The organism is Stenotrophomonas sp. YJH_SMC_27 (assembly GCF_059369815.1).
Map to the genome: position 1 here is coordinate 606,819 of NZ_JCAFTA010000001.1, position 22,585 is coordinate 629,403.

At 64.3% G+C, this 22,585-nt stretch carries 20 protein-coding genes; 1 reads left to right on the forward strand and 19 read right to left on the reverse strand.

Annotated elements, in window-relative coordinates; genetic code table 11:
- Window positions 1-9: 9 nt before the first annotated feature.
- From AC5P7R_RS02930 to AC5P7R_RS03020, 19 genes are all read right to left on the reverse strand, one after another.
- Window positions 10-3,615, reverse strand: a complete 3,606-nt coding sequence (locus AC5P7R_RS02930; protein WP_495213735.1) for a hypothetical protein — start codon at window positions 3,613-3,615, stop codon at window positions 10-12.
- A 3-nt stretch (window positions 3,616-3,618) separates the two neighbouring features.
- Window positions 3,619-4,035: a hypothetical protein gene (locus tag AC5P7R_RS02935; protein ID WP_262092889.1), complete on the reverse strand. Its 417-nt coding sequence runs from the start codon at window positions 4,033-4,035 to the stop codon at window positions 3,619-3,621.
- Window positions 4,032-7,778, reverse strand: a complete 3,747-nt coding sequence (locus AC5P7R_RS02940; protein WP_495213736.1) for a Laminin subunit alpha-2 — start codon at window positions 7,776-7,778, stop codon at window positions 4,032-4,034. Before AC5P7R_RS02940 ends, AC5P7R_RS02935 begins: the two co-directional genes overlap by 4 nt.
- Complete coding sequence (locus AC5P7R_RS02945; RefSeq protein WP_495213737.1) at window positions 7,771-8,421, reverse strand: hypothetical protein; 651 nt, start codon at window positions 8,419-8,421, stop codon at window positions 7,771-7,773. The genes AC5P7R_RS02940 and AC5P7R_RS02945 overlap by 8 nt, the downstream gene beginning before the upstream one ends.
- Before the next feature lie 71 nt (window positions 8,422-8,492).
- Window positions 8,493-9,293, reverse strand: a complete 801-nt coding sequence (locus tag AC5P7R_RS02950; RefSeq protein ID WP_495213738.1) for a phage tail tube protein — start codon at window positions 9,291-9,293, stop codon at window positions 8,493-8,495.
- A 10-nt stretch (window positions 9,294-9,303) separates the two neighbouring features.
- Window positions 9,304-9,792 carry a hypothetical protein gene (locus AC5P7R_RS02955; protein WP_414607140.1) on the reverse strand — a complete coding sequence of 163 codons (489 nt, stop codon included), beginning with the start codon at window positions 9,790-9,792 and terminating at the stop codon, window positions 9,304-9,306.
- Window positions 9,785-10,108, reverse strand: coding sequence for a head-tail joining protein (locus AC5P7R_RS02960; RefSeq protein WP_495213739.1), 324 nt, complete (start codon window positions 10,106-10,108; stop codon window positions 9,785-9,787). The genes AC5P7R_RS02955 and AC5P7R_RS02960 overlap by 8 nt, the downstream gene beginning before the upstream one ends.
- Window positions 10,105-10,596: a lysis system spanin subunit gene (locus AC5P7R_RS02965; RefSeq protein WP_262246417.1), complete on the reverse strand. Its 492-nt coding sequence runs from the start codon at window positions 10,594-10,596 to the stop codon at window positions 10,105-10,107. Before AC5P7R_RS02965 ends, AC5P7R_RS02960 begins: the two co-directional genes overlap by 4 nt.
- A complete protein-coding gene (locus tag AC5P7R_RS02970; RefSeq protein WP_206619755.1) occupies window positions 10,593-10,931 on the reverse strand; it encodes a hypothetical protein in 339 nt (112 codons plus the stop codon). Before AC5P7R_RS02970 ends, AC5P7R_RS02965 begins: the two co-directional genes overlap by 4 nt.
- On the reverse strand, window positions 10,928-11,359 hold the full coding sequence (locus AC5P7R_RS02975; protein ID WP_495213740.1) for a structural protein P5: 432 nt from the start codon (window positions 11,357-11,359) through the stop codon (window positions 10,928-10,930). The genes AC5P7R_RS02970 and AC5P7R_RS02975 overlap by 4 nt, the downstream gene beginning before the upstream one ends.
- Before the next feature lie 80 nt (window positions 11,360-11,439).
- Window positions 11,440-11,805, reverse strand: coding sequence for a capsid cement protein (locus tag AC5P7R_RS02980; protein ID WP_495213741.1), 366 nt, complete (start codon window positions 11,803-11,805; stop codon window positions 11,440-11,442).
- A 22-nt stretch (window positions 11,806-11,827) separates the two neighbouring features.
- Window positions 11,828-13,756 carry a prohead protease/major capsid protein fusion protein gene (locus tag AC5P7R_RS02985; RefSeq protein WP_495213742.1) on the reverse strand — a complete coding sequence of 643 codons (1,929 nt, stop codon included), beginning with the start codon at window positions 13,754-13,756 and terminating at the stop codon, window positions 11,828-11,830.
- Window positions 13,757-13,806: 50 nt separating this feature from the next.
- The gene (locus AC5P7R_RS02990) at window positions 13,807-15,297 is read right to left on the reverse strand and encodes a phage portal protein (protein WP_495213743.1); all 1,491 of its coding nucleotides are present in this window, start codon (window positions 15,295-15,297) and stop codon (window positions 13,807-13,809) included.
- Window position 15,298: 1 nt separating this feature from the next.
- Window positions 15,299-15,514: a phage head-tail joining protein gene (locus AC5P7R_RS02995; protein WP_049420695.1), complete on the reverse strand. Its 216-nt coding sequence runs from the start codon at window positions 15,512-15,514 to the stop codon at window positions 15,299-15,301.
- 78 nt (window positions 15,515-15,592) lie between these two features.
- On the reverse strand, window positions 15,593-15,910 hold the full coding sequence (locus tag AC5P7R_RS03000; RefSeq protein WP_204302082.1) for a helix-turn-helix domain-containing protein: 318 nt from the start codon (window positions 15,908-15,910) through the stop codon (window positions 15,593-15,595).
- Complete coding sequence (locus AC5P7R_RS03005) at window positions 15,907-17,832, reverse strand: phage terminase large subunit family protein (RefSeq protein ID WP_495213744.1); 1,926 nt, start codon at window positions 17,830-17,832, stop codon at window positions 15,907-15,909. The genes AC5P7R_RS03000 and AC5P7R_RS03005 overlap by 4 nt, the downstream gene beginning before the upstream one ends.
- Window positions 17,829-18,473: a hypothetical protein gene (locus AC5P7R_RS03010; protein WP_495213745.1), complete on the reverse strand. Its 645-nt coding sequence runs from the start codon at window positions 18,471-18,473 to the stop codon at window positions 17,829-17,831. The genes AC5P7R_RS03005 and AC5P7R_RS03010 overlap by 4 nt, the downstream gene beginning before the upstream one ends.
- Window positions 18,474-18,816: 343 nt before the next feature.
- Window positions 18,817-21,231, reverse strand: a complete 2,415-nt coding sequence (locus AC5P7R_RS03015) for a DUF5906 domain-containing protein (protein ID WP_495213746.1) — start codon at window positions 21,229-21,231, stop codon at window positions 18,817-18,819.
- Window positions 21,232-21,638: 407 nt separating this feature from the next.
- Window positions 21,639-22,169: a hypothetical protein gene (locus AC5P7R_RS03020; RefSeq protein ID WP_495213747.1), complete on the reverse strand. Its 531-nt coding sequence runs from the start codon at window positions 22,167-22,169 to the stop codon at window positions 21,639-21,641.
- Between the two features lie 68 nt (window positions 22,170-22,237).
- Here AC5P7R_RS03020 and AC5P7R_RS03025 point away from each other — a divergent pair, with 68 nt between their 5' ends.
- Window positions 22,238-22,468, forward strand: coding sequence for a hypothetical protein (locus tag AC5P7R_RS03025; RefSeq protein WP_495213748.1), 231 nt, complete (start codon window positions 22,238-22,240; stop codon window positions 22,466-22,468).
- The last annotated feature ends 117 nt before the right edge of the window (window positions 22,469-22,585 follow it).

Sequence of the window (22,585 nt, forward strand, 5' to 3'; positions counted from 1 at the left end):
CGACAGAAGTCATTGGGCCACCCCCGCCACGTTGCCAATGACAAGGAATCGGGTGGAATCTCTGGCCCCTTCTGGCGTTCCTTGAAGGGTCGTGCGGATCATCCACACGGGTGCAAGGCCGCCGACCGTGTTGAAGCGCACCACATTGTTGGTGGACCAGCCACCGCCCCACCCCTCCTTCCGCATTCGGAAGTACGGCTGCCCCGTGCGCGGGTTCAGCGGCGCAAGATCCGAAGTCGTGTTACCCGTGCCGATAACGCCAACTGTCTCACCAATCAGTTCAAACTGTGTCGCGGAAGTGAACCTTACAGCCCAGCGCTCGGTAATTGCATCGGCGTTGGTCACCACCAGCGGGTAGTCGGTGTCGTTGTAAGTGCCAGGCGCGACGCTCCCAGAGGGGAGATCTGCCCAGACATTGGACCAGGCCGCCTGATCAAAGAGGTTCACTACCCTCGCCTGTAGATCCAGCGAGCCATTGGCTTCGCCCAATCGCAGCGCGGTGCTGATCATCGCCTCGCCTGCCGGGAAGTCGTGGCTCAGGCCAGTGTTGATCTCGATCTCACCAGTGATCTGCGGTTGCACCACCAGCCGCCGATCCTCAACACGCTCGCTGATCGTGATCGGCAGGGTGTAGGCGGAGAGGTTCAGCGGATCACTGAACTTGAGCGTTCCCACATCCAGATCAGCCTCAAACCATGCCGCATCCACCGGTGCACCAAGCGCGTCGCGCACCTCAATTGCAGCCACCCGCCCCCGGCCAAAGGAAACTGTCTGATTCGCCTGCGGCGAGGCCACCACATGCTTTGCGGTGTGATGAACGAGCACCGTCTGTCCTGGCTTAAAAGCCGGTGCGCGCCCATCGCTCGGCAGGCGCACGGAGGATAGGCCGATCACGACCTCGGAGAGCGGGATCGAGCGATACACCACCGCTCCCATGTGGATGGACCCCGCTTGCACCAGCGTCGGCCGCCAGATCCGGTCACCCTCGACAAGATCCGGATCAAACCAGGGCTGACCCTCATTCCCGGCTACCGGTACCAGCTCGCCGAACTGCACTTTTGCTACGCCACTCTCCCAATCCACAGACCCACGGATCTGCGCGCCGGAGATGGCCCCATTGATGTCGGCCGTTGCCGTGAGCATCTCACCATCCAGGCGGTTGGCTCGCAGCGTGAACATGCCCGGCCGCAGTGGCGAGCCCGGTGCGCGGAAAAAGCTGTTGGCGACGCCGGGGTCACCAATCCGCGTCAGCAAGGACTGGATCTGCACGTTGTTGGTTCCGCCGGCCAACCACTGGGTCAGGCTCACCACTCCAGCTGTGTAGTCGATCGTCCCGGCATAAACACCCGCCCCGGTCATGGGGTCGACGCTGTGGTACAAGCCGCCGCTGCGGTCCACGTAGGTGCGGCCACGGAAGCTGAACCTCACGCTGCCAGGCACGATGCTGTCGCTGATGGTCGGCGTCAGCTGCAGGGAAACCGGCGGAAGCTGCAGAGATTCTTCAGCCGCTTCCGAGCCGGCGCCCGCCAGCGTCCATCCGACCGAGATCAACGTGCCAGCAGAGAACTGTGCAAGCACGTCCACGCGGCCATAACCCACCACCTTCAAACGCCCCGAGCGAAGTTCGTACTGCGGGTAGGACACCTGGCGAATCATGAACTTGCCGGCCTGGAGCGTAACCGCGCCGGTGCTGTAATTGATGGCCCCTAGCGCGGTGGTAGCAGCCGTGTCACCTACCGAGACAGCCACCAAGTTGCCGTTACCGTCATCTTTCGCGATGACGCGCATTGGCTGCGGCGCGGAAGCCAGGTCATGGGCATCCCGCATCACGGTAACAACCCAGTCAAGCATTACCGAGCCTGGCTTGACAGGACCCTGCGGCAGGCTGAACGAAACCAATCCGTTTCCATCAGGAACCGGCTGCGGCGCGGCATGAAGCGGCTCACCCCAGTCGTAACTCACCGCCACCACGCTGTTGGCGTCTGGCAGCGTCTCCAGCTGCAGGAGGCACTCGCCAGTTGCGTAGGTGATCGAACCGCGAAGCTCCGACCCGACGAGCAGGCCACCGACGCCGTTGTCGACCACGCTTACACTGGCGCCCCCTACGCGGACCGTGAGGCGTACAGTGCCGGGGATCGCACCTGCGTGCTCCAGCAGGAACCGCAGTGCAGGCGGCTTGATGTTAGTGTCACCGGCACGGGCCTCGGCAATGATCGGCGTGCCCCAGGCAGTGATGATGCTGCTGTCCAGGTCGGGCAAAGCGCCGGCCGTCAGCACCAACGACCCGGACATGTAATTGATGGTTCCACTGCCCTGCCCAGGCTTGCCGACGAGCTGGCCGCGGCCATTGTCGGTCAGGCGATACCACCGTCCGAGCGCACGGTAATCCACCACGACAGTGCCCGGCGCCGGCAGCGGCTCCAACTGGGCCAACCAGACCATACCCTGGTTGTTCTGGGTCACCGCAATCTCATCGGTAAAGCCCTGCATTGGGATGGTGCCGGCAGGAGTTGCGGTGATAATAACGCTGGTGCTGCCAACGCCGGTGGCGTGAACAATTGATACGGCGCCAGCCTGATAGTCGACGGTGCCCGACCAGGGTGTCAGCGCCGCAGAGGCCAGGCCGCCGGTGCCGTCATCCGTCAGCTCGATACTGCCCACCAGCACCTTCACACTGCCGACGGCCATGCCCGTCCCGAGGAAGCGAGTGACCGCAACTCCCGCCGCGAAAGTGCTACTGAAGCTCAGCGCCAGGCTGTTGGCCGGCCCCGAAGGAACGTGACTCAGCGTTCCCATGCCAGCGAGAACATCGCTCACGGCGGTCTCTGCGGTGGAGGTAGGAACAATCGGGACGTAAGGCGAATCGATCTGCACAGACAGGTCGCCGGGCTTCCCCGCCGCCGTAAGCCGCTTCACGCTGTGGTAGCTCGTCGCATCCACTACATTGGTCTCGTAGATGCGGGTGCCCGGCTTCGTTGCGGTATACCGGATTACCTCCTGCCCGTAGAAGTTGAGCAGCAACGCATTGACCAGCTCGATCACCAGCACATCGCGCTCGAACGCGCCCTGGTCATCGGTGAACGTCCGGGTCGTACGGGAAAGCACGGTCTTCACCCTCACGTACTGCTCCCCCGGCTCGCGGCCCGAGGCCGCCAGCGTCAGCAGGCTCAGATTGTCATTGATGTCCGGGCTCGGCGCGTCCTTGGTGGTGTAGACCTGAATGGTCATCTGTCCGCTGAAGTGGTCACCCAGCAGGATGAACCGCGATTCGGTACCACGTGTGATGTAGCTCTCCACGCGATTCTTGGCGTCCAGGCGCACGTCGCTGTAGGAGCCGGTAGCGAACATGGTCACCGTCACTCGCGGATCGGACGGTGGGTCGATTAGCACCGCGATCGCATCTTTTAGAACATCAGGGCCCGGGGTGTCCACATGCACGAACATCTTGCGGAGCGTGGAGCGGCCGGTGGTCCGCTCTTCATCACCGATGTCGGGGAAGAGGTTGTTCATCGCTCCGTCGACAATCTCGGCCTGGACCATGCGTCCACCGCCATCAGGGTTATCGGTAAGGCGCTGCGATTGGCGCATCTTGATATCGGTTGCAAGAATCGTCATTGGTCAGACCGTCATAAGGCGAAGGGTGATGGAGAAGTAGTCGGCATCAATGGCAGGAGTGGCGAAGCGCAGCGGTTGGGCATCCAGCGCAGACCCATCCGTGCGCAGCCACCGCACCTGGAACGTGCGCTCGCCGCCGTTGTGGGCCGGCAGGATCAGGTGCATCGGCGCTACCTGGAGCTGCTCGGTCAGGGACTGCAGCTGGCGCAGCACGTCCAGCTGGATGGGGGCGACGTATGCCTGTCCATCGCGGGTGGTCTGTAGCGTGATCGGGCGGCCAGCCTGTCGCGCAGACTCCTGGACGATCAGCGCCCCGCTCAAGCTGTGGCGAACCTGCTGCCCGACACGCCAAGCAGTGAATTCGTCCGTCCATTGCAAATCTGCCGGAAGCTCGACCCCGGCGAGGACGACCCGGCTCATCGCGGCCCCCGGATCGATACCGCGCGGCTTCGCTCAATCTTCCGCAGCACGATGGGGGCGACCAGCCCGGCGATGCGCTCGGCCTGTTGGATTTCTGCAGCAGTTGCACCAGCCACCACTTCTTTGCTGGGGGCCTTCCAGTCAATCGTGAGAACCTGCTCTTTCGTATCGCCAGCCTGTATCCGCGACGCGTCGGCCCTGGCTTGCGCCTCAGCCTCGGCCAAGGCTGCCTTGCGGCGCTCTTCGGCTGCCTGTTTTGCCGCACGCTCCTTCTCCAATCGTTTGGCCTCGATCTGGTTTTCGAGCTGAACGATGGCGTCAAGCTCCCCAGCGCCAACCAGGTCGAAGCGCTCGGCAAGCTCCCTCCGCTTTCCGGAGATCTCGTCCATGCCGTCCAGCAGCTTCTTCTGTTCCTCCGTGTATTTCGCCAAGTCCTGACGCTGTCGGTAGAGAGAATTCCAGATGTTCGCGAACTGCTGCAGGCTGTTAGGCCCGCTCATTTGACCCAGCAGTTCTCGGGTTTTTTCGGAGATTTCTCCCATGTTGAGGGAGAACCCACGGGCGGCTGTGGATGCGTTGCCGAGGTTGTCGCCAGCCGCAGCGGCGCCGGCAGCCACCCGCTCCACACCACTACCCGCCTCATCAGACGCCTGCTTGACCTCTTTCAGGGCACCCGTGACCTTCTGCGCGCCCTGCTCCACGCGCCCCATAGCCGACTCGCCCTTTGTGCCGAGTTCGCCCAACGCGTCACCCGTCTCGTAGATGGCGCCCTGCACATCCAGTTGCGACTGCACCTGATTCCGGCGCCATGCATCACTGTCGGCCACAGCAGCCTTGGCGGTATCGGCATACGCTCGGAACGCACGGCGCACGTCCTCGACAGACGCTTTGCCACTGGCAGCGCCCTTGCGGATGGTCTCGAACGCCTCCCAAGCCGAGTCACGCGCCGCGTTCAACGACTGCTGCGACTGGATGCCAAGACGTTGGAATTCATCGGTGAGTGGGTTCAGCCCGGCCTCGATCTCTCGAAGCCGGGCACGCAATGCGGCGGCGGAACGAGCCGCCGAATCGAAGCCGACCCGGCCCTGCTCGCCAGCCGCCTGCAGTAGATTGCCGAGAGTGCGCGCCTCGTCCAGCGTGGCTACGTTGCCCAGCGCTGCCTTGAAGGCAGTCTCGATCTGGGCGCTGGTCGCCGCTGCATTCTCGGTGATGGCTCCGAAAGCGGCGATCGCGTCACGGCCAGCCTGGGTGAAGCTGACCCCAAGCTGGCCCGAGGCCACGCCCAGCTTGGTCATCGCGGCAAGCAGGGTGGTTTGCAGCACCGCCGCTACGTTCACTGCCGCCTGCGGCAGCGAGTTGAATGCCGCTTGCGTCGCACCTTGGAACCGGGCGAGCTCTTCACCCGACAGCTGCTGCAGCGTCGCGAGGAGGCCATCACGCACGTTTCGTTCGGCCGCAGCACCTTGAGTGGCAATGAAGCCCAGCGCTTCGCCTACCGAGCCGAGGCTGGCCGTATCGGCGAAGTTGAGTCCTGAGAACATCTTGCGGATCGACTCCGCTGCCAGCTTGGCGTTGCCATCAATTCCGTTGAGCTGCGCCACAACCTGCTGGGCCGCACCGCCAATTCCATTTGCGAGCGCATCAGCAGCGGTCTTCACACCAGTCCGCAGGGAGGCGAAGCCCGTGGAGACATCCAGCAGCCGCTGCGTGACCTGACCCAGCTGCTGCAGTTGCTCTGCCGTTGCGACGCCGGCCTTCTGCTGCATCAGCAGGAATCCTTCCTGCGCAGTGAGGTACTGCTCCAGGCCCGACAGCCGCTTCTCGTAGGCCTGCCGCTCGGCCTCACCGAGCTTGGCAACTTCCTCGGCCGACTTGATGACCACGTCACGGTATGCAACGAAGGACACCGCCTGCTGACGAAGTTGCAGCGCGGAGTCGCGCACCTGGCTGATAAAGACCCGCTGCGCTTCACCGGCGCGCTTCAGCGCCGGGTCGTGCTGCTTCCAGATATCCTGCGCCACGGTCTTGAGGACATCCAGACCACCTATCGCCGCTTCCAATCCCAGCACGGCCACCGTGATGGGTACTACCTTCGGCATGCCCCGCAGCAACGCGCCGAACCGACCGATACCCCGACTGCCGCTTGCGACCGCTGCATTGTTGGCAATCTGCGCGTTCGTGGTCGCGATCAACGCTGCGCGCCATGCGTTCAGCTGGAGCAAGGCCCCCACGATCTTGAACTGCGCATACGCAGCAGCCATCAGGCCAATCACACGAGCATGGTCTACAACCCACTGCGTCGCGCCCTTCACCGCCTCTGCCGTGGTGATGATGGCCTGGGCGGTCCGCTTGGCCCAGCGGGACAGGCTGCCATCGGCGGCCAGTCGATCCAGCGTGGTCAGCAGGGTGGTGAGCTGTTCCTTGAAGTAGGTCAGCACGCCTTGGTCGGCGACTTCCTGTTTCCAGTCCTTGAAGCGATCGGTGGCCGTCTTCCACAGGCCGGCGATGGTGCCCACCTTCGCGGCGGCGGCAGCACCGCCATAGGATTCGGCCAGCAGGTCGAGGATGATGGCCTGCGCCTTTGCCACCTGCCCGGTAGCTTCCAGGCTCTTAATCAGCGACTTCTGGCTGTCATCCAGCGTGAAGCCCTGCTTGCTCAGACTCTCCATTGCCTTCGACGGCGTCTGCAGCGCCTTGCCTACGACCTCGGCAGACTGCTCCAGCGACATGCCCAGCCGCTGGGCCTGGTCGATGGTGATCTGCATCGCCGCCGGGAACTGCTCGCCCACGATGTTGGTGTACGACAGCAGGCGGACCTGGGCGGCGCTGATCTGCCCATCATCGAACAGCCCACTCTGCAGCTGCTGGCGCATGGCGGCCAGGCTCTGCGCCGTGAACTCACTGGTGCGACCCGTGGCGTGCAAGGCCGCTTCCAACTGAGCCAGTTCCTGCTCAGCGTCGCTGCCCTCCTTCACGATCGCCTTGATGCCCTCAACCACTCGGTTCAGGCCGACGAACGCGATCGCACCAGCGGCGACTGCCTTGAGTCTGCCGAACCAGCTAACAGTGCTCTCGGTGGCCGAGGCAAGATCGCCGCTGCCGGCGGCAGCATCAGCAGCGCGCTCGCGGTACTCGGCCAGCGACTTCGCGGCGGCCTTGCTGGTGGTGGCCTGCTTGCGGAAGGCGGCCTCGCCTTCCTCGATCTGCTGCTTGCGGCGGCGGCCGGCCTCGGCCTCGGCGGCGGCGGCACGGGCCTGCTCGGTCAGCGCGGCCGCACTGCGGGTGGCCTCGATACGCAGCCGCTGCTGGTGGTCGGCCAGGTTGGCCGTGTTGACGCCGAGCGAGGACAGTTCGGTATCTGCCTTGGCAACCGCGTCCCACTGCTCGGTAAGCGCCTTCTGCAGGCGCTCCCCCTCTTTGCGCAGCTCGCGCTGGGCAGCCAGCACCTCGCGCGACGGCTTCTCCATCTCGCCGATGCTGAGGCTGAGGGCCAGCGCAGCCTGCTGGTTGGCTCCGAACTGCTTTTCCAGTTCGGCAAGGTCGGTCAGCATGCCGTCGTAGGCGTCCGCCTTGGATGCGGCCTCATTCAGCCCGGTCAGCGAGTCCAGCAGCTTGGATGCCTTGCTGGCGGTCTCGACTGATACATCGCCCAGGTCTCCGAACGCCGCGCGCAGTTCGTCCACGCCCTCGCGGCCCTGCGTCTCGATGACAACGCGAATTGCTTCTTCAAGCCGATCAGCCATTGGAACTTCCATTGATGCGCCACTGGCGGCGCAGTTCAGTCACGTAGGTGGTATGCAGGCGATCCATCAGCCGACGACGTGCGGTGAGAGCGCGGCTGTTGCCATCGGCGCCGGAGAGCATCTCGAACGGGCTGGGACCGCGCAGGATGCGCACCGGGCCGCGGCCGTGACGTTTCTGCTGCGCACGGTCCCAACTGCGCACCCGAATGGCCTTGCGCCCCTTGATCGTGGCGATGAAGGCACCCTCGTAGGTCTTAGACTCGCCCAGGCCGATGCTGGCCGTCGCGCCTTTTGACTTCCGGCCCGTCCAGCGGCCGCCGAACTCGATCAGCGAGATCTGGCGCGTGCTCGCCCAGATGGAAAGGAAATCGTCCCTGCCGCGCTTGCCGGTGCTGTAGCCGCGTTCGCCGGTCTCCACGCGGTACTTCCCGCGTAGCGCCGAGGCGCGGATGTTGTACGAAGCCCGGACTTCCTGCGTGGTGGCCGGCCCAGCGCGCCGCTGCAGCCCAATGAACGCCCGCTGCACCGACAGGTCATAGCGATTCAGCACCGCGCCAGCCAGGTCGGTCAGGCCGTGGAAGCCCTTCGCGCGACGGCCGCTGACGTAGTACTTGAGCAGGTTGTTGGCGCGATTGGATGCCACAAAGCCCTTCCTGATTCATGCCGGGAGGGCGCCACACAGGCGCCCTCCCCTTGCCGAGGTCACCGCCCCGCTCAATCCGCCGACTGCGCCGCGATCTTGAAGGTGTAGAGATCGGTCTCGCCGGACTGGAAGATCACCGGGCCGGTCAGGGTCACCTGGATCGGCTCATCGCTGAACCAGTCCACGTCGCCATCCACGGTCAGGTCGACATTCGGGATCGTGAGCAGGCCTTCATCGCCACTGATGCGGTCCTGCATGTCGCCCAGGATCTGGAAGGACTTGCTGGGCGTGGTGCCGCCGCTGATGGCGGTTTCCAAGTAGGCGTCGTAGGTGTAGCTGGCCACCACGGTATTGCCGGCCTGCAGAGCGCCGCCGGCCTTCGGAATCAGAAGGCCGTGCACCGGATCGAGGGTGTAGTCGGTGCCCTCCACCAAGTCGACGGCACCCTTCTTGAAGACCGGCGCGGTGTCGGCCAGCAGGAAGTTGTGCGGCAGCTTGACCGGGGTGTCCACGCTACCCACGGTCACGGACACGTCGGTGGCGGTACCAGCGGCGACCTGGGTAGCCACCAAGGTGCCGTACAGCATGCGGGCCAGGATGGCGGTCGGCACTTCCAGCGCGGTGATGGACACGCTGGTGACACCAGGATTGGAGTCTTTGTGAATGATCTGCTGATAGCGCGCATCGCGGCGCTTGCTCTTGATCTCCACCGAGTCGCCGGCTTCATAGCTGAACGTCAGCGACGACTGTTCCAGCGGCTGGTTGCCGAACTTGTCGGCCGGCTCGGGGATAACGGGAATGCGGGCGCCGTTCGCGCCGTGCTCCCAGAAGCGCAGATCGCCTGCGAACTTGCGGACTTTGGGCTGTGCCATGGTGTTGCTCCTACGGGTTCGGGTTGGGGACGGGCTCGAAGGTCTCGGTCAGACCAGCCCGCGCGGTGATCTGAGCGACTACGGCGGAGTGCCCTGCGTCGTCTTCTAGAGTTGCCATCTGGGTTGTCAGCAGTTCGAAGGCGGTGACGCCCATCGGCAGCATCTTGGCGTTCAGCGTCAGGGCGCGGATCAGGTCGTGCCTGGCACGGTGAACCAGCAACCGTGGGTTCTCCCGACCGCTCCCGCGAGGAACTTCGAACTCGATGGTGATAGCGGCGTCGGAACTGGCCTGGGCGCTACCGCCTCCACTCCGCGAGAGCTGCTGGACCGAGATGACGGTGGCGGGCTCGGACTGGTCCTCGGGCACCTCATCATCGTCCACCACGATCAGCCCGCTCCCGATGTCGGTGCGGAATCCGGCCGACGTGCGGATCAGCTTCACGCGATCACGCAAGAACTCGACCAGCTGCCAGGAGAGGGGTTCAGCCAGCTCAGCCACGGCGCACCAGCCAGCGGCTGCGTGAGCCGTCGTCACTGAGCTTCTTCACGTTCACGAAGGCCTCGCCATCGACCTCGACGCGATCACCCTGCTCCGGGTCAACATCGGCTCGCAGGTAGGCGATTTCGACCCGTCCAGCAACGAATTGCTGCTGATCCCCGATGGTCTCCACGTCACGGTCGACGTAGACCCGCACGCCATTGGTCACGGTGCCGCTCTTGACCGACGTCACCTTAGCAGTTGAGACCATACCGGCCAGCGACAACGCGCCGTGGATGGTCACGTCCATGTGGCGCAGGAACTCCAGCTCGCTCACCGTGCACCTCCCGAGCAGAGCATCGCGTAAGCCTGCAGCGCCCTCACCTGGGCGTCGCACTGGGCGGCGGCGCCAATAGCTCGGCCCGCACTTTCAATTCGGTCGTCGGCTCGACCATCAGGCTGGCTGCCGGCAGCGGCGGCCTCGGACAGCTCTGCGGTGGCGACGGACGCTTGCCAACGCTGGTGCAGGCGCTGGTTGCCAGCGCGAAGATCAGCGACGAGACGATCAGACGCTTTCTGTGCATCGTTCTTTTCCTTCTCATATGTGGCAGCCAAGTCATTGGCTGCCTGAGCACGTCCGCGCTCTGCTGCAAGCACACCATTTGCATCGGCCAGTGCCGTCGCAGCGGCATCACGCTCATTGCGGGCTTTGTCTCGGGCAGCCAAGGCGATGTCGGCAGCCCGGTGAGCCTGGGCAACCGAACCCCTTTGCCAGATAACCAAGACGCTCAGACCGAGCAGTAGCGCTAGGAGTACCCGCGTCATGCCACAGACTCCTCAACAGGCGGGACCACCACTCCCAACTGCTTGAGCGCCGACTCCAGCGAGATGACACGCAACCGCAGGCGATGAGCATCCTCCTGCGCCTTCATGCGCAAGCGAACCTCCTCGTTGTACTGCTTGACCACCTCAGCCTGGGACGTCTCCAACGACTTCACCCGCTCGACGAGCCCATTGAGCAGATCCACGTTGGCGTCGGTTTCGGTGCGCTCTTTTCGGCGCGCCAGAACCGCACCCCACGTTTCCCGGACCAGCCATAGCGCGACTGCGCTGGCAGCCAACCACCAAGGTGCGCCATCCCCCACGTCGCTCCCGATCATTTCAGCGCCTCGGCAATGCCTGCGGCGACAACGTCGGCGTTCCAGTACATGCCACCGTTCTCGTGCTTGGCGATGGCGGTCGCGAGTCGACCCAGCGTCACAGGGTTGTCCAACCGGATCACTTCGGACGGCGACACGCCTACGGCGTTAGCAACTTGCTGCACGTATGCGGTGGTGTTGTTCTCCACCGCTGGCGCCCAGCGACCGATGATCTCCTTCACCGTTCGCAGGCGATGCTTGCGCTGGTAGGTGAGCAGGGTCTTGCCCAAGGCCCGGAACCCCGCCTGCGGGGTCAGGAAGACGCAGAAGCGGGCCTCGCGGGCGACGGCAGCAGCCGACCGATCCTCACCCTGCCATGGCGTACTGGTACGGTCGATGTTGCCAGGATTGTTGTTGCGTACGCCGCGCGGCGTGCCGGTGGTACCCATGCGATCCCCCGTTGTCGCTGTGGAAGAACCGGCACCGCTCACGCCACACGGGCATCTGTGAGCGGTGCCGGTCTATTCGGTTAAGCCTTGGTGGCGTTGCCCGGCGAGAGCCGCACCTCGGCCGTCGCCTGACCGGCGGAGCCGGCAGCCCAGGCAAACGCCGCACCGGTGATGTCGCCGGCAGCGGCGGTCGCGGCGCTTCCGTCGAATGCCTTGGCGCTCGCGCTCCACACCAGCTTTTCACCTTGCTCGAAGACCGACGCCGGCACCTTCGGCAGCGTGAACACACCGCCCAGGGCTACGCTGCCGGTCGCGCCGACTGCGATGTTGACCAGGGCGACCCCCAGCTGGTGCCCGACGGCAACCGGCTGACCCGATGCAACCGGCTGATCGGTGGTGTTGGTCCAAGGGATCACGTCCCCATCGGATACGAAGTTCTGTGCCATGTCTCAGTGCTCCAGTTGGGGATCAGCCGCAGCGCTGCACGCCGCGATAGTCGAGGGCGGCGATGCCGAAATCGAGGCGTGCCTTCCAGCGCACGCCGTCGACGGTGAACCCTTCCTCGTAGTCCAGGAAGGGTTCGGTGATCCCGTCGAGGAATGCGACCTCAATGGCCGGGCAGTCGTTCGGATCGGCGAACAGGTACCACTTGTCGTCCTTGATGCGCGCGGTGTCCACGATGTCGCGGAAGAGGCCTTGCACTGCGTTCGGTCGCTGCAGTTTCCCTTCGGCATCCGGGTCGTACTCGGCCTTGTTGGTGACACGCGCGGCACTGCCGTACTTGGTCGGGCCGAGCCAGAGCGCCGGCGACAGATCCAACACATCATTCCCGCCCACATCCTTCTGCTGGGCGAGCTGGACACGCATCGCGTCTACCGAGGCGACGCTCGGCACTGCTGCTGCCAGGATGTTGCCGTGGTCGGCATGGAACAGCGTCTTGTTGGAATCCAGCTTCGGATTGCTGGCCAGGAACGCATACGCATCGGCCTCAATGGTCCGCTTTGCGGCACGCCCGAAGGCGGTGGCGAGGCCGAGGAACGCGCCCAGATCGTCGTTGATGATCGCCTGACGCGTCAGGTTGATGGTGTTGCCCTTGGTGCCGGCGCTGATGGTTGCCTTCTCACCGTCCGGGATCTTCTTGTTCTTGAACTCGCCAGCCTCGGTCAGCTTGTCGAGATTGCCGATGCTACCCACGCGGTAACGCGAGTGCTCACGGAAGTCGCTGACCGTGCCCGTGACGCACCAGCGGGACCAGGTGTCCGGCGCAACGGCGTAGGCCGCCTGCAGTGCCTTGTGCATCGTGTTTTCGAGCAGCACCGGGAAATCGCTGCCGCTTTGGGTGAATGCGCGGCCGACCAGTTCCAGCTTGGCCATTCCATCGGTGCGTACGCCGCAACGCTCCAGGCTGCGACGGGCCAGGTCCATCAGGGTCAGGCCGCGCACCGGGTTGTCACCGGTGAGGGCGAAGATTCGCTTGGTCGCGGGATCGATCACCTGAGCACGATGCAGAAGCGCGTGCGTCACGGCGGAGCGCTGCAGATCCTGCTCGTCCTCCGTGACGCTGATGCGGTTGATGTTGCCGCCAGCGGCGGCATCACGCTGCTCCAACGTCGTCAAGATCAGGCCGCGCACGTGGTCGACCGAGTGACCTGCGCGAATCCAACCAGCGGCATGCTCGGTCTGGCCGTGGCGGGTTGCCAGCTCCACAATGTCGGCTGCCCGCGTGTCACCTTCCGGTGCCTGAGCTGCGGCCGGCGCTGCCGGAGCCGGGGCGTTGTTGATGGGTTCCTGCTGGACCGCCGATTCGGCGGCGCGGGCGGCGGGCTGAGGCATGGTGTGCTCCTGCGACGATGCGCTACGGGTGAATACACAGGGGGTCCCCTGTGCGGGTTGATTGCTACGGGTACCTGCTGCCGGGTCAGCCGGGACAGTGACGAAGCTGATTTCGCTCGGAGTCCACTCCACTGCGCGGTAGATCGGCAGATCGCCCGGGTTGACGGCCCGCTCGATCTCATAGCGCTGCACGGTGTAGCCGACCGAGATGTTGCGGATGATTCCTGCGCCGATATCGGCGATGACGCCGGCCAGCTCCTCGCGACCGGAGAGACGGATGACGGCGTGGCCTTCACCATTGGCGAGCCAGGCGCGATCCACCACTCCCATCTGTGATCCGATGCCCCAGATGTTATGACTGTCCAGGACCGGTGCAGCACCGGACGACAGACGCTCCATGTTGCAGGCCGTCTCATCAACGACCAGCTCCTCCCAGAAGTAAGTGTCGTTCCACCAGTCGTAGCGGCGCACTCTGGTACCGGCGGTCCACTGGAGTTCGATCGTGCGTGCCTCGCTATCGAAGCTGGTCGGCTGCAGCTCGGCCTCACGCAACTGCGGGGGCATGAGGCGTGTCGTACCGTCTTGCGTTGGAGCCTGGATTGGCTGGGGCATGGTCATTCCTCGTTGGTTGTTGAGGCGTCGACCAGGCCGGTCCGGGCGCCACTGGATTGAAGGAAAGTCATCAGACCGAGGGCGCCGGTCTCTTTCATCCGCTTGAAGTCCTTGCCCATCTCGACGTAAACCGCATCCGGGTCGTAGCCACGCCGACGCAGCGCCTCACTGGGCGAGTTGAGACCGGCGCCCATCGCTGCGATTTCCGATTCGATGTCCTGCTTGGGGTTGACGTAGTCCCAGCGCGGCGTGCTCCAGTCGGCAGTGCTTCCCGCAGAACGCACCCCACCGCCAAGCGCAGCTGCTTCGTCAAACCAGCGCCAGATTGGCTTACACATCTGTGGAACTAGCACAAGCCACTGCATCTGCTCGCAATCACGGCGAAACTCCATCTGCCGGATGCGGGCACTGGAGAAGTTCACCTCACGCATATCACCGGTGGCCGACTCGTACGGGACACCAATGCCGGCAGTGATGATGTGCGCGTTAAACTTGCAGTATTCGACGTAGCCCCCGGCTGGCTTTGGCTCGACAGTCTGGAAGGCGGTGGCGCCAGTGATGTGGGTGACACCACCGCTGGGCAGTGGCCCAAGGTCGGTGACCTGGTCACGATCTAAGCCGAGCTGCGAAGGGCCGTCATCGTCCGCATTGGCCATCGAGTCGATGTCGCCACTGACGATCACACCAAGCCGCGCTTCCAGGTTCTTCCTCGCCAGCTCGGCGTCTTCGTACAGCATCAAGTCGCGCACTCGCGCGATCACCGGGGCGAAGCGCGTAATGCCGCGTCCCTGCCCGGGGCGGACGGGGTTGTAGAGGTGAATGATGTCGGATGCCGGCACCAATGAACTGCTCAGGCGTACAGAGCCACGTACAGCATCACCGGGATGAGCTCCGAACAACCAGTAGCCGCGAATCCGACCGATCGGGTCGTACTCGATGCCGTTGATGATCTGACCACCGCCCGACGCAGACCCGTTCTTGTTCCCGTCCAGCCAGTCGATCTCCAGCACCTGAAGCTGCAGCGGGACCGCGAGACCGTCCGACTGACGCCTGGTGCGGCGGCGAATCATGACCTCACCGTCCTGCTCCATCGCGCGATACGCGGTAGCCATGAGGCCGTAGATGTCCGACTTTCCATCCGCGTCCGCTACATCGGCCCAGCGGCCCCACAGAATGTCCAGCGCGGAAGCGTTCGGGCCTTCGGCCTTGGGAGTAATGCCAGTCCCGATCGTTGCGCTCACCAGTACCTGGAGGGACCGTGCGCAGTACGGAACGTTCTGCACCAGCGCCCTAGCGCGGTTGCGCAGCTCGCGGGCGTCTGCCAAGTGATCGGTGTTCGCGCTAGCCCCCGCCCTACGAACACGCCAACCGTCAGTGCGCGAGGCGCCCTCGTAGGCACGCACAGCGTCCAGCGTTGCCCTGGCGCGGTGACGCTTCAGGGCTGCCAGCGGAGAAATGGCGCCGATGACCCTGTCCAGCAGCGAGGCCGCCATGTCAGAAGCCCCTCAGCGTCGTGAAGCGGTAGTGGCGTGTGGCCGACTTCCGTCGCCCAGCCGTCGTGGCGGCAACCTCAGCTTCCATGCGGTCCAATGCCGTCAACATTGCTTCGACGGACTGATAGGTGACCTGACGATCACCATGCCGAACGGACAACTGGCCGCTAGCGATGGCGGCCTTCAGCCTCTGCACATCGTCTTTGGTCCAGCTCATCAGTGAGGCATCCGCGAGATCATGGATGCCAGTTTCCTGATCAAGTGCGGGTGAGTCTCGGGGAACTCACCCGCACCCTTACCCATTGGCGCAAGGCTCATCAAGCAAGCGGTACAGCGTCCGTCTGTCGATTCTGAACCTCCTACACAGCGACCGTACCGACTCCTGTTCCTGCATCCCTTTCCGGATCGCATCCACAGGGTAGGCACTGTTTTGCATGCTGGCGGGAATGTACAGATCCTGGGCTGGGTACTCCTCGACAAGGTAGGCCACCACGGCCTCCACAACGTTGCGTATGTCGTCGCTGTCACATCGCAGGCGCAGCGCGGCGCCGACAGCGAGCTCCTCCGTCAGCTCACTGATTCGCACCTTGTTTCGGACTGTGTTCCTGCTCACCACTGCCTCCCCATGCTGCGAGGCTGCGCGGGCCGCTGCCGGCGAGGCAAACTCGATGTTTCACGGGAATCAGTGGAAGCGTCGGCCTCCGACGCAGCAGCTGGCGTTTCGCGTGAAACGCTCACGCTTGGCGGCGCAGCCAACCGTTGTTCCAAAAGGTCCCAATCGGAACGCGTGAAGCGGTTGATACGGACCTCTGGGTGATGGGTCGCCGCGTAGGCATACACCCATGTGTCCAATGGCTCGTTTCGAGTTACCTTCTTCTCAAAGCGATTCTTGACTGGGTTGTAGACCTCCGACACCAAGCCCGGGAAGAACTCCTCCGGTAGCTGGTCACTGAGGTGGACCATGCGATTCTCGGGCTTGCGCTCGGCGTCGGCCGACAGACGGCTGTAGAGGTAGTGCTTGGCTGCAACGGTCCCCACGTGGTTGATGGTGATGCCGCGCTTGTCAGTCTTGCCCTTCCAGGTGACATCAGCCAACTTGCCCTTGGACAGCACAGGAGCGTTGTTGGGTACAGCACCAAAGATGCACATTGGCCGGGTGATGCGCCGCTGACGGACGTAGTTTTTGACGGCCTCGGTGCGGTGGCCACCAGCGTCGATGGCCACTGCCATCGGCCGGAGCAGAGCGCCATCTTCGCGCTCGATTGCGCGGTTGAGCATATCGGTCAGGGCTACCCACACCGCTTCTTCGGCTGGATCGCCCTGCAGTTCCACATAGTCCAGCGTCCAGGCGGTCATACCCCGCCCCCAGCCGACGACGTGAACAGCAAGGCGGTTGTCCTGTGTATCCACACCTACGGTGATAGCCAGCACACCCTGCGGAGCCGAGCGAAGCGCATAGGGCTCGGCACGGTCCTTGATGACGTTGTGCTTGACCGCCCTCATTGCCGGGTCTTCCCAGGTCTCGGCCAGGCGGTCGTTCACGAAGGTCTTGAGGGAAGCTGGATCGCCCTGCGCCTCCAGCCACTCTTTCACCAGGTCCAACCAGCGCGGCCCCAGGCCAAACTGGTAGTACAGGCAATTGATGGTGTAGCCGCGAATTGGCGACTCTGGGTTGGCCGCCACCCATCGCCCGTTGGCGATCATTTCGGTCTTGAAGTGCTCCTCGATGGCGACACCGCACTCGCAGCACGCGTACCACGCGTGGGTCTTGTCGGGCGACCACACCAGACCGCTCCACTGCAGCGCCTGGTAATGGCCGCAGTGGGGGCACGGCACGTGATACCGGCGCTGATCGCTCTTGTCGTACAGCTTCGCGATCCGGCTGAGTCCGGTGATGCCCGGCGTGCTGATGTACTGGCGTTTGTAGGTGGTCGGGAAGGACGACGTGCGGCCGTCCAGCATCTTCACCGGGTCGTCGCCGGTGGAGAGCTGCTGCGGCGCCTCATCGATCTCATCCACCTGCAAGTACTTCACCGTCGAGGACTTCAGGCGCTGCGGGCTACCCATGTGCTCCACGAACAGCTGGCCACCGGCGAAGTCCTTGAACGTGCGCTGGTTCGCGCTGTCGCGGCTGGCGGTGCTGGTCAGCGCCTTCTTGACCGCAGCGCACACCTCGATCATCGGGTTGAGCTTCTGGGCGATCCACTTGTTCATGGACACCTCACCCGGCAGCGCGTACATCATCGGGCCCGGCGCATAGTCCATCCAGTAGGCCATGGCATTGGTCGCCAGCTGGCTCTTGCCGAACTGGATCGGGAACATGCAGACCTGGTCATGCACCGGGCTGCGGGCGGACATGTTGTCCATCGGCTCACGCAGTGGCGGGTTGCGGTCCGTCACCCAGCGCCCGGGCTTGCTGCCGCTCTTGGTGGACAGGCGCATGTGTTCGTCGCACCACTGCGAAACGCTCATGGGCCGCCGCGGCTGCAGCGATCGCGCCAGCACGGACGCCATGCAGCTCTGTGCCTCCATCATTCCGCAGCCTCCGCTGCCTTGGCCGCCAACGTGCGGAAGCCCTGGCTGAGTTCTTCCAGGGCGTGGCTCACCTCATCCCAGACCAGCCGCCGACAACCGGCCTCATCCAGCGTCGCGGCGAGCTGCGGCGCCAGCGTATCGGCCAGGCGCTCCATCGCACCCCGGAACGTCGTCGCATGCTCAGCGAGAAACGCCTCCACGTCCGCGCGCGGCAGCAGCAGCCCCAGCTCCTTCTGCAGCGCGATGTGGGCCATGTGCGCGTCGGTTTCTGCCTTGTCGGCCAGCGCCTTGGCCTTGCGCGCAGAGTCCGGGGTCTGGGGCCGCCCCCCCCGTGAAGGCTTGGCATCGTCGTCGTCGCCATCGTCTTCGTCGTCATCGATGTCGGCGTCGACTGCATCGGCCCCCTCCCCGCTCCCCACCAGCGCGCTACCGCGCTCATCTGCGTGGCGCTGGGCGACACCGGCATAGACCGGGTCTGCGGTGCGTGCGTAGAGCTCCAGGGAGGCGGACTTCAGGAATCCCTTGCCGCCCTGACCCACCACCACCCTGCCCTTCTTCCTCAGCTCTACCACGTAGGACGGCTTGCAGCCGATCAGCGAGGCCAGCTCTTTGCCAGTGATCGTCACGTCTTCTTCAGCCATTGCTTCCCCCCTACTCCATTTCCTTCGAAGATCGTTAAAGCGGAAAAACGCGCGCGCGTGAGCATGTGCGGGCTGTGCGGCGTCATGTGCGGGACGCGATAGCCGCTGAATCGACGTGGCACAAGGCGTGTGCGGCGTGTGCGGGATGTGCGGTCACCCATATATGCACGCGAGGCGCATTGCGTCATGGGATCGCGATACCCGTTCGCGCCCGCGCCCGCCCATGTAGGCCAATACCCGCACGTCCCACACACGTCTACTGCCGCAAGCGATTCGCAGCAATTCAATGCCCGCACATCTGCCCGCACATCCCGCACACCCCGCACATTGATGGGCATAGTGATCACGCACGCCCCTTGTAGTCGGCGTACATGCGGCGGAACAACACGACCTGGTCGCCCAGCCACGCGGCCTCTGTCTTGCCGTCAGGCACCGTGCAGTCGCCCAGCATCAGGAACCCATGTGGCCCATTGACGGTCTGCTCAATCTGGTAGCGCTTCCGCGCCCGGTCGGGGTGAAGGATCTGGCGCTTGCGCACCAGCGCGTTGATGAACTTTGGTGACGGCGCCGGGCGTGGCATGCCTTCGCGCGCGCACCACGCCTTGTAGACCTCGTACCACTCCTTCGACAGCGCCGGCATGGGTTTCAGCCCGGGAATGTCATCGCCGTAGAGCTCGTCCAGAAACCGCTGCGGGCTGTCCTGACTCAGGCCGATCAGTTCTTCCTTGGCCTGCGTCATCGGCGGGTTGGTGCCGTTGGTGAAGCCGGTCAGGTCAACCTGCAGCAGGTAGTGGTGCAGCGCCGCCGTCGCGCCGTTGCGAATATCGGCCAGCACCTCGGTGTAGAACTCCAGGCTCAGCTTGTCCGGGGTCCAGATCACCGCATGGCGGCGGTCATCCTCTTCCAGCACGACCGGCATCGCCTCGTTTGAGAGGAACACCAGGTTGGCGTGGTTGTCTTCCTCGTAGGCCTGGATGTTCTTCGGGTTGATGCGGATGCGATCACCGGTGATCAGCGCCTTGAGCTTGTTTTTGAGGTGGTAGACCTCGGTGCGTGCAACCACTTCGTCGGCCAGCAGGAACAGCTTGCGGCTTGCCCAGTCGTTGAACTTGTCTTCAAGGGCGGCCTGGTCAAGCACGCGGCCGTACTCACCGTAAAGCTTCATGTACTCATCGAAGAACATGTTCTTGCCGGTGCCCTGCGGACCATGGATGACGATGGTCGATTTCATCTTGGCACCCGGATGCTGCAGCGGGTACGCCAGCCACTTGACCACCCAGTCGTACAGCGCCTTCTGGTTGGCCTCGTTCCCGCACATGTGCCAGAGCAGTTGCAGCAGCCGGTCGCAGTTGCCCTCCTGCGGCACCGTCGGCCAGCCTGCGAAGAGATTGCAGGTCACGCCCGGCTTCTCGCCCGAGGGGTCGAAGTCGACCTCGCGGACACGCACGATGGACCGATCCGAGTGCTCCATCCACGCACGGTGCAATTCCTTGCGCACGCAGGCGTCGCGCATGTCGCCCAGCGCAACCAGCATGTGTTCCTTGTGGTCGAACACCGTGCCGCCCTGCCCGTACACCAGTGCGAAACGCTCAAGCAGCTCGGTCAGCGAGTGGATGGGAGCAAGACGATCATTCCCCTCGCCCCCGTTGCTGGTGAGGGAAGGCGCGCGTTTTTCTGCAGGAACCCGCCATGAAAGCTCCGTGAGACGGGCCTCGACCTGCGCGCGCACGACATGCAGGCCTTCGTGGGCGTGCAGATCGTTGAAGTCGCTGATCTTGCGGCCAGTGTCGATGAAGCGCTCACGCCTGGCCGGCTCATCGGCAAAGACCGGGTGCAGCACCGCTCCGCCCACGTCGAGCGCTGCGGCCTCGGCACCGAGCAGGCCGGCATTCGATGCGCCATGCGGCTGCGCGCACGATGGGCAGAACTGCGGATGATCGGCCAGCACTAGGCGGCTCTTGCAGTGCCGGCACTTCTGCAACACGTCGTCGTCGGCGCACAGCAGCATCTTGCTGCCGCGATAGCGTTTCGCCAGGGCCGAGGCGACGGCCAGCATGTTGCCGGCATCGAACGCCACGGCCACCGGGTAGCCCGTAGCCATGTGCAGCGTGGCCGCAGTGGCGTAGCCCTCGGCCACCAGCAGGATCCACTGGGGACTTCCGCCGATCAGGTGGAAGTGGCCCTTCTTGACCATACCAGCCGGCCAGTATTCCTTCGCAGGCTTGTGCCCTGCCGCCGCCAGCTTCGCGCTGCGCAGCACCTGCAGGCCATGCACCTGTCCGTTGACGTCGAGCAGCGGGACAAGTGCGGCGCCCGTGGTGCCATAGCGCAGGCCGAAACCCTGCACGCCCTTGCTGACCAAGTAGTCGGCCTCGCCAACGGCATTGGCCTTGGCCCAGGCAGACGACGCTCGCTCTGCCGCTCGCTTCGCCTGGGTCTGCCGGGCGGTCTCCGCCCTGCGCCGATCCTCGGCCAGGCGGTTGCGCAGCGCTTCGCGCTGTTCATCGGAGAAGGTCTTGTCGCGCTTACGCAGATCAACCTTGGTCGCGCCGTTCTCGTTGCCGTGCCAGACGCCGTAGGTGCCGACGACCAAAACTTCGCCGGCCGAGGTGTTGAGTTCGTGGAGCGCGTACCAGCCCCGGCGCTCGCGTGAACCTTCGACGCGGCACCGGACCATGCGCCCGGTGGTGTCCAGCTCGGTGACCAGCAGGCCGGCAGACTGCAGCTGCTGCAGCACATCCCCATAATTCTCAGACATTCAGTAGTTTCCCGAGCCGCTATGTACCCAGGAAATGCGCGTCGGAATACCCGCGCTCGTCAGGTCCAGGGAGGACCCATCGCTGGTATCGCGAATGGCTCGCAATGCCAAGGCGGATTCAGTAGCACGGTCTGCACGCGGCCTTTCACAAGCCACCCGGGGGGATGGGGCCGAATCAATGCTTGCTTGGTACATCTGGATTCCCCAAAGGCAGACAGTGCTGCCGGTTGTCGTGCTGCTCTTGTCGCTGGCGGATGCGCTCTCGCTCTGCCAATGCTTCCTCGCCTATCAGCCCCGGCACTGCATCGGTCAACGCAAGTGCCGCAAGCTCCATGGCTCGCCGCGCGGATGCGCTGGCTATGCCACGCCTTCGATACTGAGATCGACGGGCGTGGTCCGTACCCACGTCAGTCCTCCGTCCCCAGCTGCCCAGCCGCACGGCACGCATTGCGCTCCAAGCGGTAGCAGAGCTTGCGCACCTCGCGCGAAAGGTCTTGGATTCGATCTGCCTCGGGAACGCTCAGGCGTTGATCCGCTATCGCGTCGATGCCCGCACCAGCCAACGCCCCCGTCAGCTTGTGCAGTTCCAGCAGCTTCGCCTGGATCGCGGCCAGCTCGTCAGGCCAACCACCCTGCGGCGGTGGCGGTACGTAATCGACCATCAGGTCGTACTGGGCAGCAAGGGAGCAGACCCAGTCAGTTGCAATCTCCTGGGTACCGACGAATAGCTGCAGGTAGTCCGTCAGGATCTCGGCCATCTCCATCGAAACGGCCTCGCCATCGACGCCCCTGAGCTTCTTCCTCAGCGTTTCCGCCGAGATCGACTTGCCACGGCGCTTGCTAATGTGCGCGGCCGCGTCCTGCAGCCCCCCAGGAGCACGGGTCACTGCGTTGTGCAGCGCGTCCCGCCAGTAGAGGTCAGAGCGACGGCACGTCATGCGGCCCCCTGAAATGCGCCATCGATCATCGTGGAAAAGCTGACTGCGGCGGGGACAACATTGACCGCATGGCAGAGATCATCAGTTTCCCGCAGCGCATGCGCTTCACCGCTGTCCGCACCTATGACGCCGCAGCAGGCGTCGGCGGAGTAGTAGCGGTGCTGTTTGCGCCCGCAAACCTGGCTCATGTCTGCCGAGGCGGTCATGCAGTTTCAGCCGACCAAATGTCGGGACGGATTGCGGCGAGCGCCAACGGCTCGCAACCCAGCGCGACACCGATCTCGACCGATGCCAGCTGAATCTTTCGCGCCAAGACCGGGCTGGGCTTCTTGTTCCTCCATCCGGTCGCGCACTGCCACAGGTATCCCTCAGAACTGCCGGTCAAGGCAGCGAGGCGCCGCTTACGTTCGGGGTCC

Excerpts from the sequence above, each read along its gene's own strand:
- AC5P7R_RS02930 (WP_495213735.1), bottom strand. The coding sequence starts at position 3,615 with ATGACGATTCTTGCAACCGATATCAAGATGCGCCAATCGCAGCGCCTT.
- AC5P7R_RS02935 (WP_262092889.1), bottom strand. The coding sequence starts at position 4,035 with ATGAGCCGGGTCGTCCTCGCCGGGGTCGAGCTTCCGGCAGATTTGCAA.
- AC5P7R_RS02940 (WP_495213736.1), bottom strand. The coding sequence starts at position 7,778 with ATGGCTGATCGGCTTGAAGAAGCAATTCGCGTTGTCATCGAGACGCAG.
- AC5P7R_RS02950 (WP_495213738.1), bottom strand. The coding sequence starts at position 9,293 with ATGGCACAGCCCAAAGTCCGCAAGTTCGCAGGCGATCTGCGCTTCTGG.
- AC5P7R_RS02965 (WP_262246417.1), bottom strand. The coding sequence starts at position 10,596 with ATGACGCGGGTACTCCTAGCGCTACTGCTCGGTCTGAGCGTCTTGGTT.
- AC5P7R_RS02970 (WP_206619755.1), bottom strand. The coding sequence starts at position 10,931 with ATGATCGGGAGCGACGTGGGGGATGGCGCACCTTGGTGGTTGGCTGCC.
- AC5P7R_RS02975 (WP_495213740.1), bottom strand. The coding sequence starts at position 11,359 with ATGGGTACCACCGGCACGCCGCGCGGCGTACGCAACAACAATCCTGGC.
- AC5P7R_RS02980 (WP_495213741.1), bottom strand. The coding sequence starts at position 11,805 with ATGGCACAGAACTTCGTATCCGATGGGGACGTGATCCCTTGGACCAAC.
- AC5P7R_RS02985 (WP_495213742.1), bottom strand. The coding sequence starts at position 13,756 with ATGCCCCCGCAGTTGCGTGAGGCCGAGCTGCAGCCGACCAGCTTCGAT.
- AC5P7R_RS02990 (WP_495213743.1), bottom strand. The coding sequence starts at position 15,297 with ATGGCGGCCTCGCTGCTGGACAGGGTCATCGGCGCCATTTCTCCGCTG.
- AC5P7R_RS02995 (WP_049420695.1), bottom strand. The coding sequence starts at position 15,514 with ATGAGCTGGACCAAAGACGATGTGCAGAGGCTGAAGGCCGCCATCGCT.
- AC5P7R_RS03005 (WP_495213744.1), bottom strand. The coding sequence starts at position 17,832 with ATGATGGAGGCACAGAGCTGCATGGCGTCCGTGCTGGCGCGATCGCTG.
- AC5P7R_RS03010 (WP_495213745.1), bottom strand. The coding sequence starts at position 18,473 with ATGGCTGAAGAAGACGTGACGATCACTGGCAAAGAGCTGGCCTCGCTG.
- AC5P7R_RS03015 (WP_495213746.1), bottom strand. The coding sequence starts at position 21,231 with ATGTCTGAGAATTATGGGGATGTGCTGCAGCAGCTGCAGTCTGCCGGC.
- AC5P7R_RS03020 (WP_495213747.1), bottom strand. The coding sequence starts at position 22,169 with ATGACGTGCCGTCGCTCTGACCTCTACTGGCGGGACGCGCTGCACAAC.
- AC5P7R_RS03025 (WP_495213748.1), top strand. The coding sequence starts at position 22,238 with ATGGCAGAGATCATCAGTTTCCCGCAGCGCATGCGCTTCACCGCTGTC.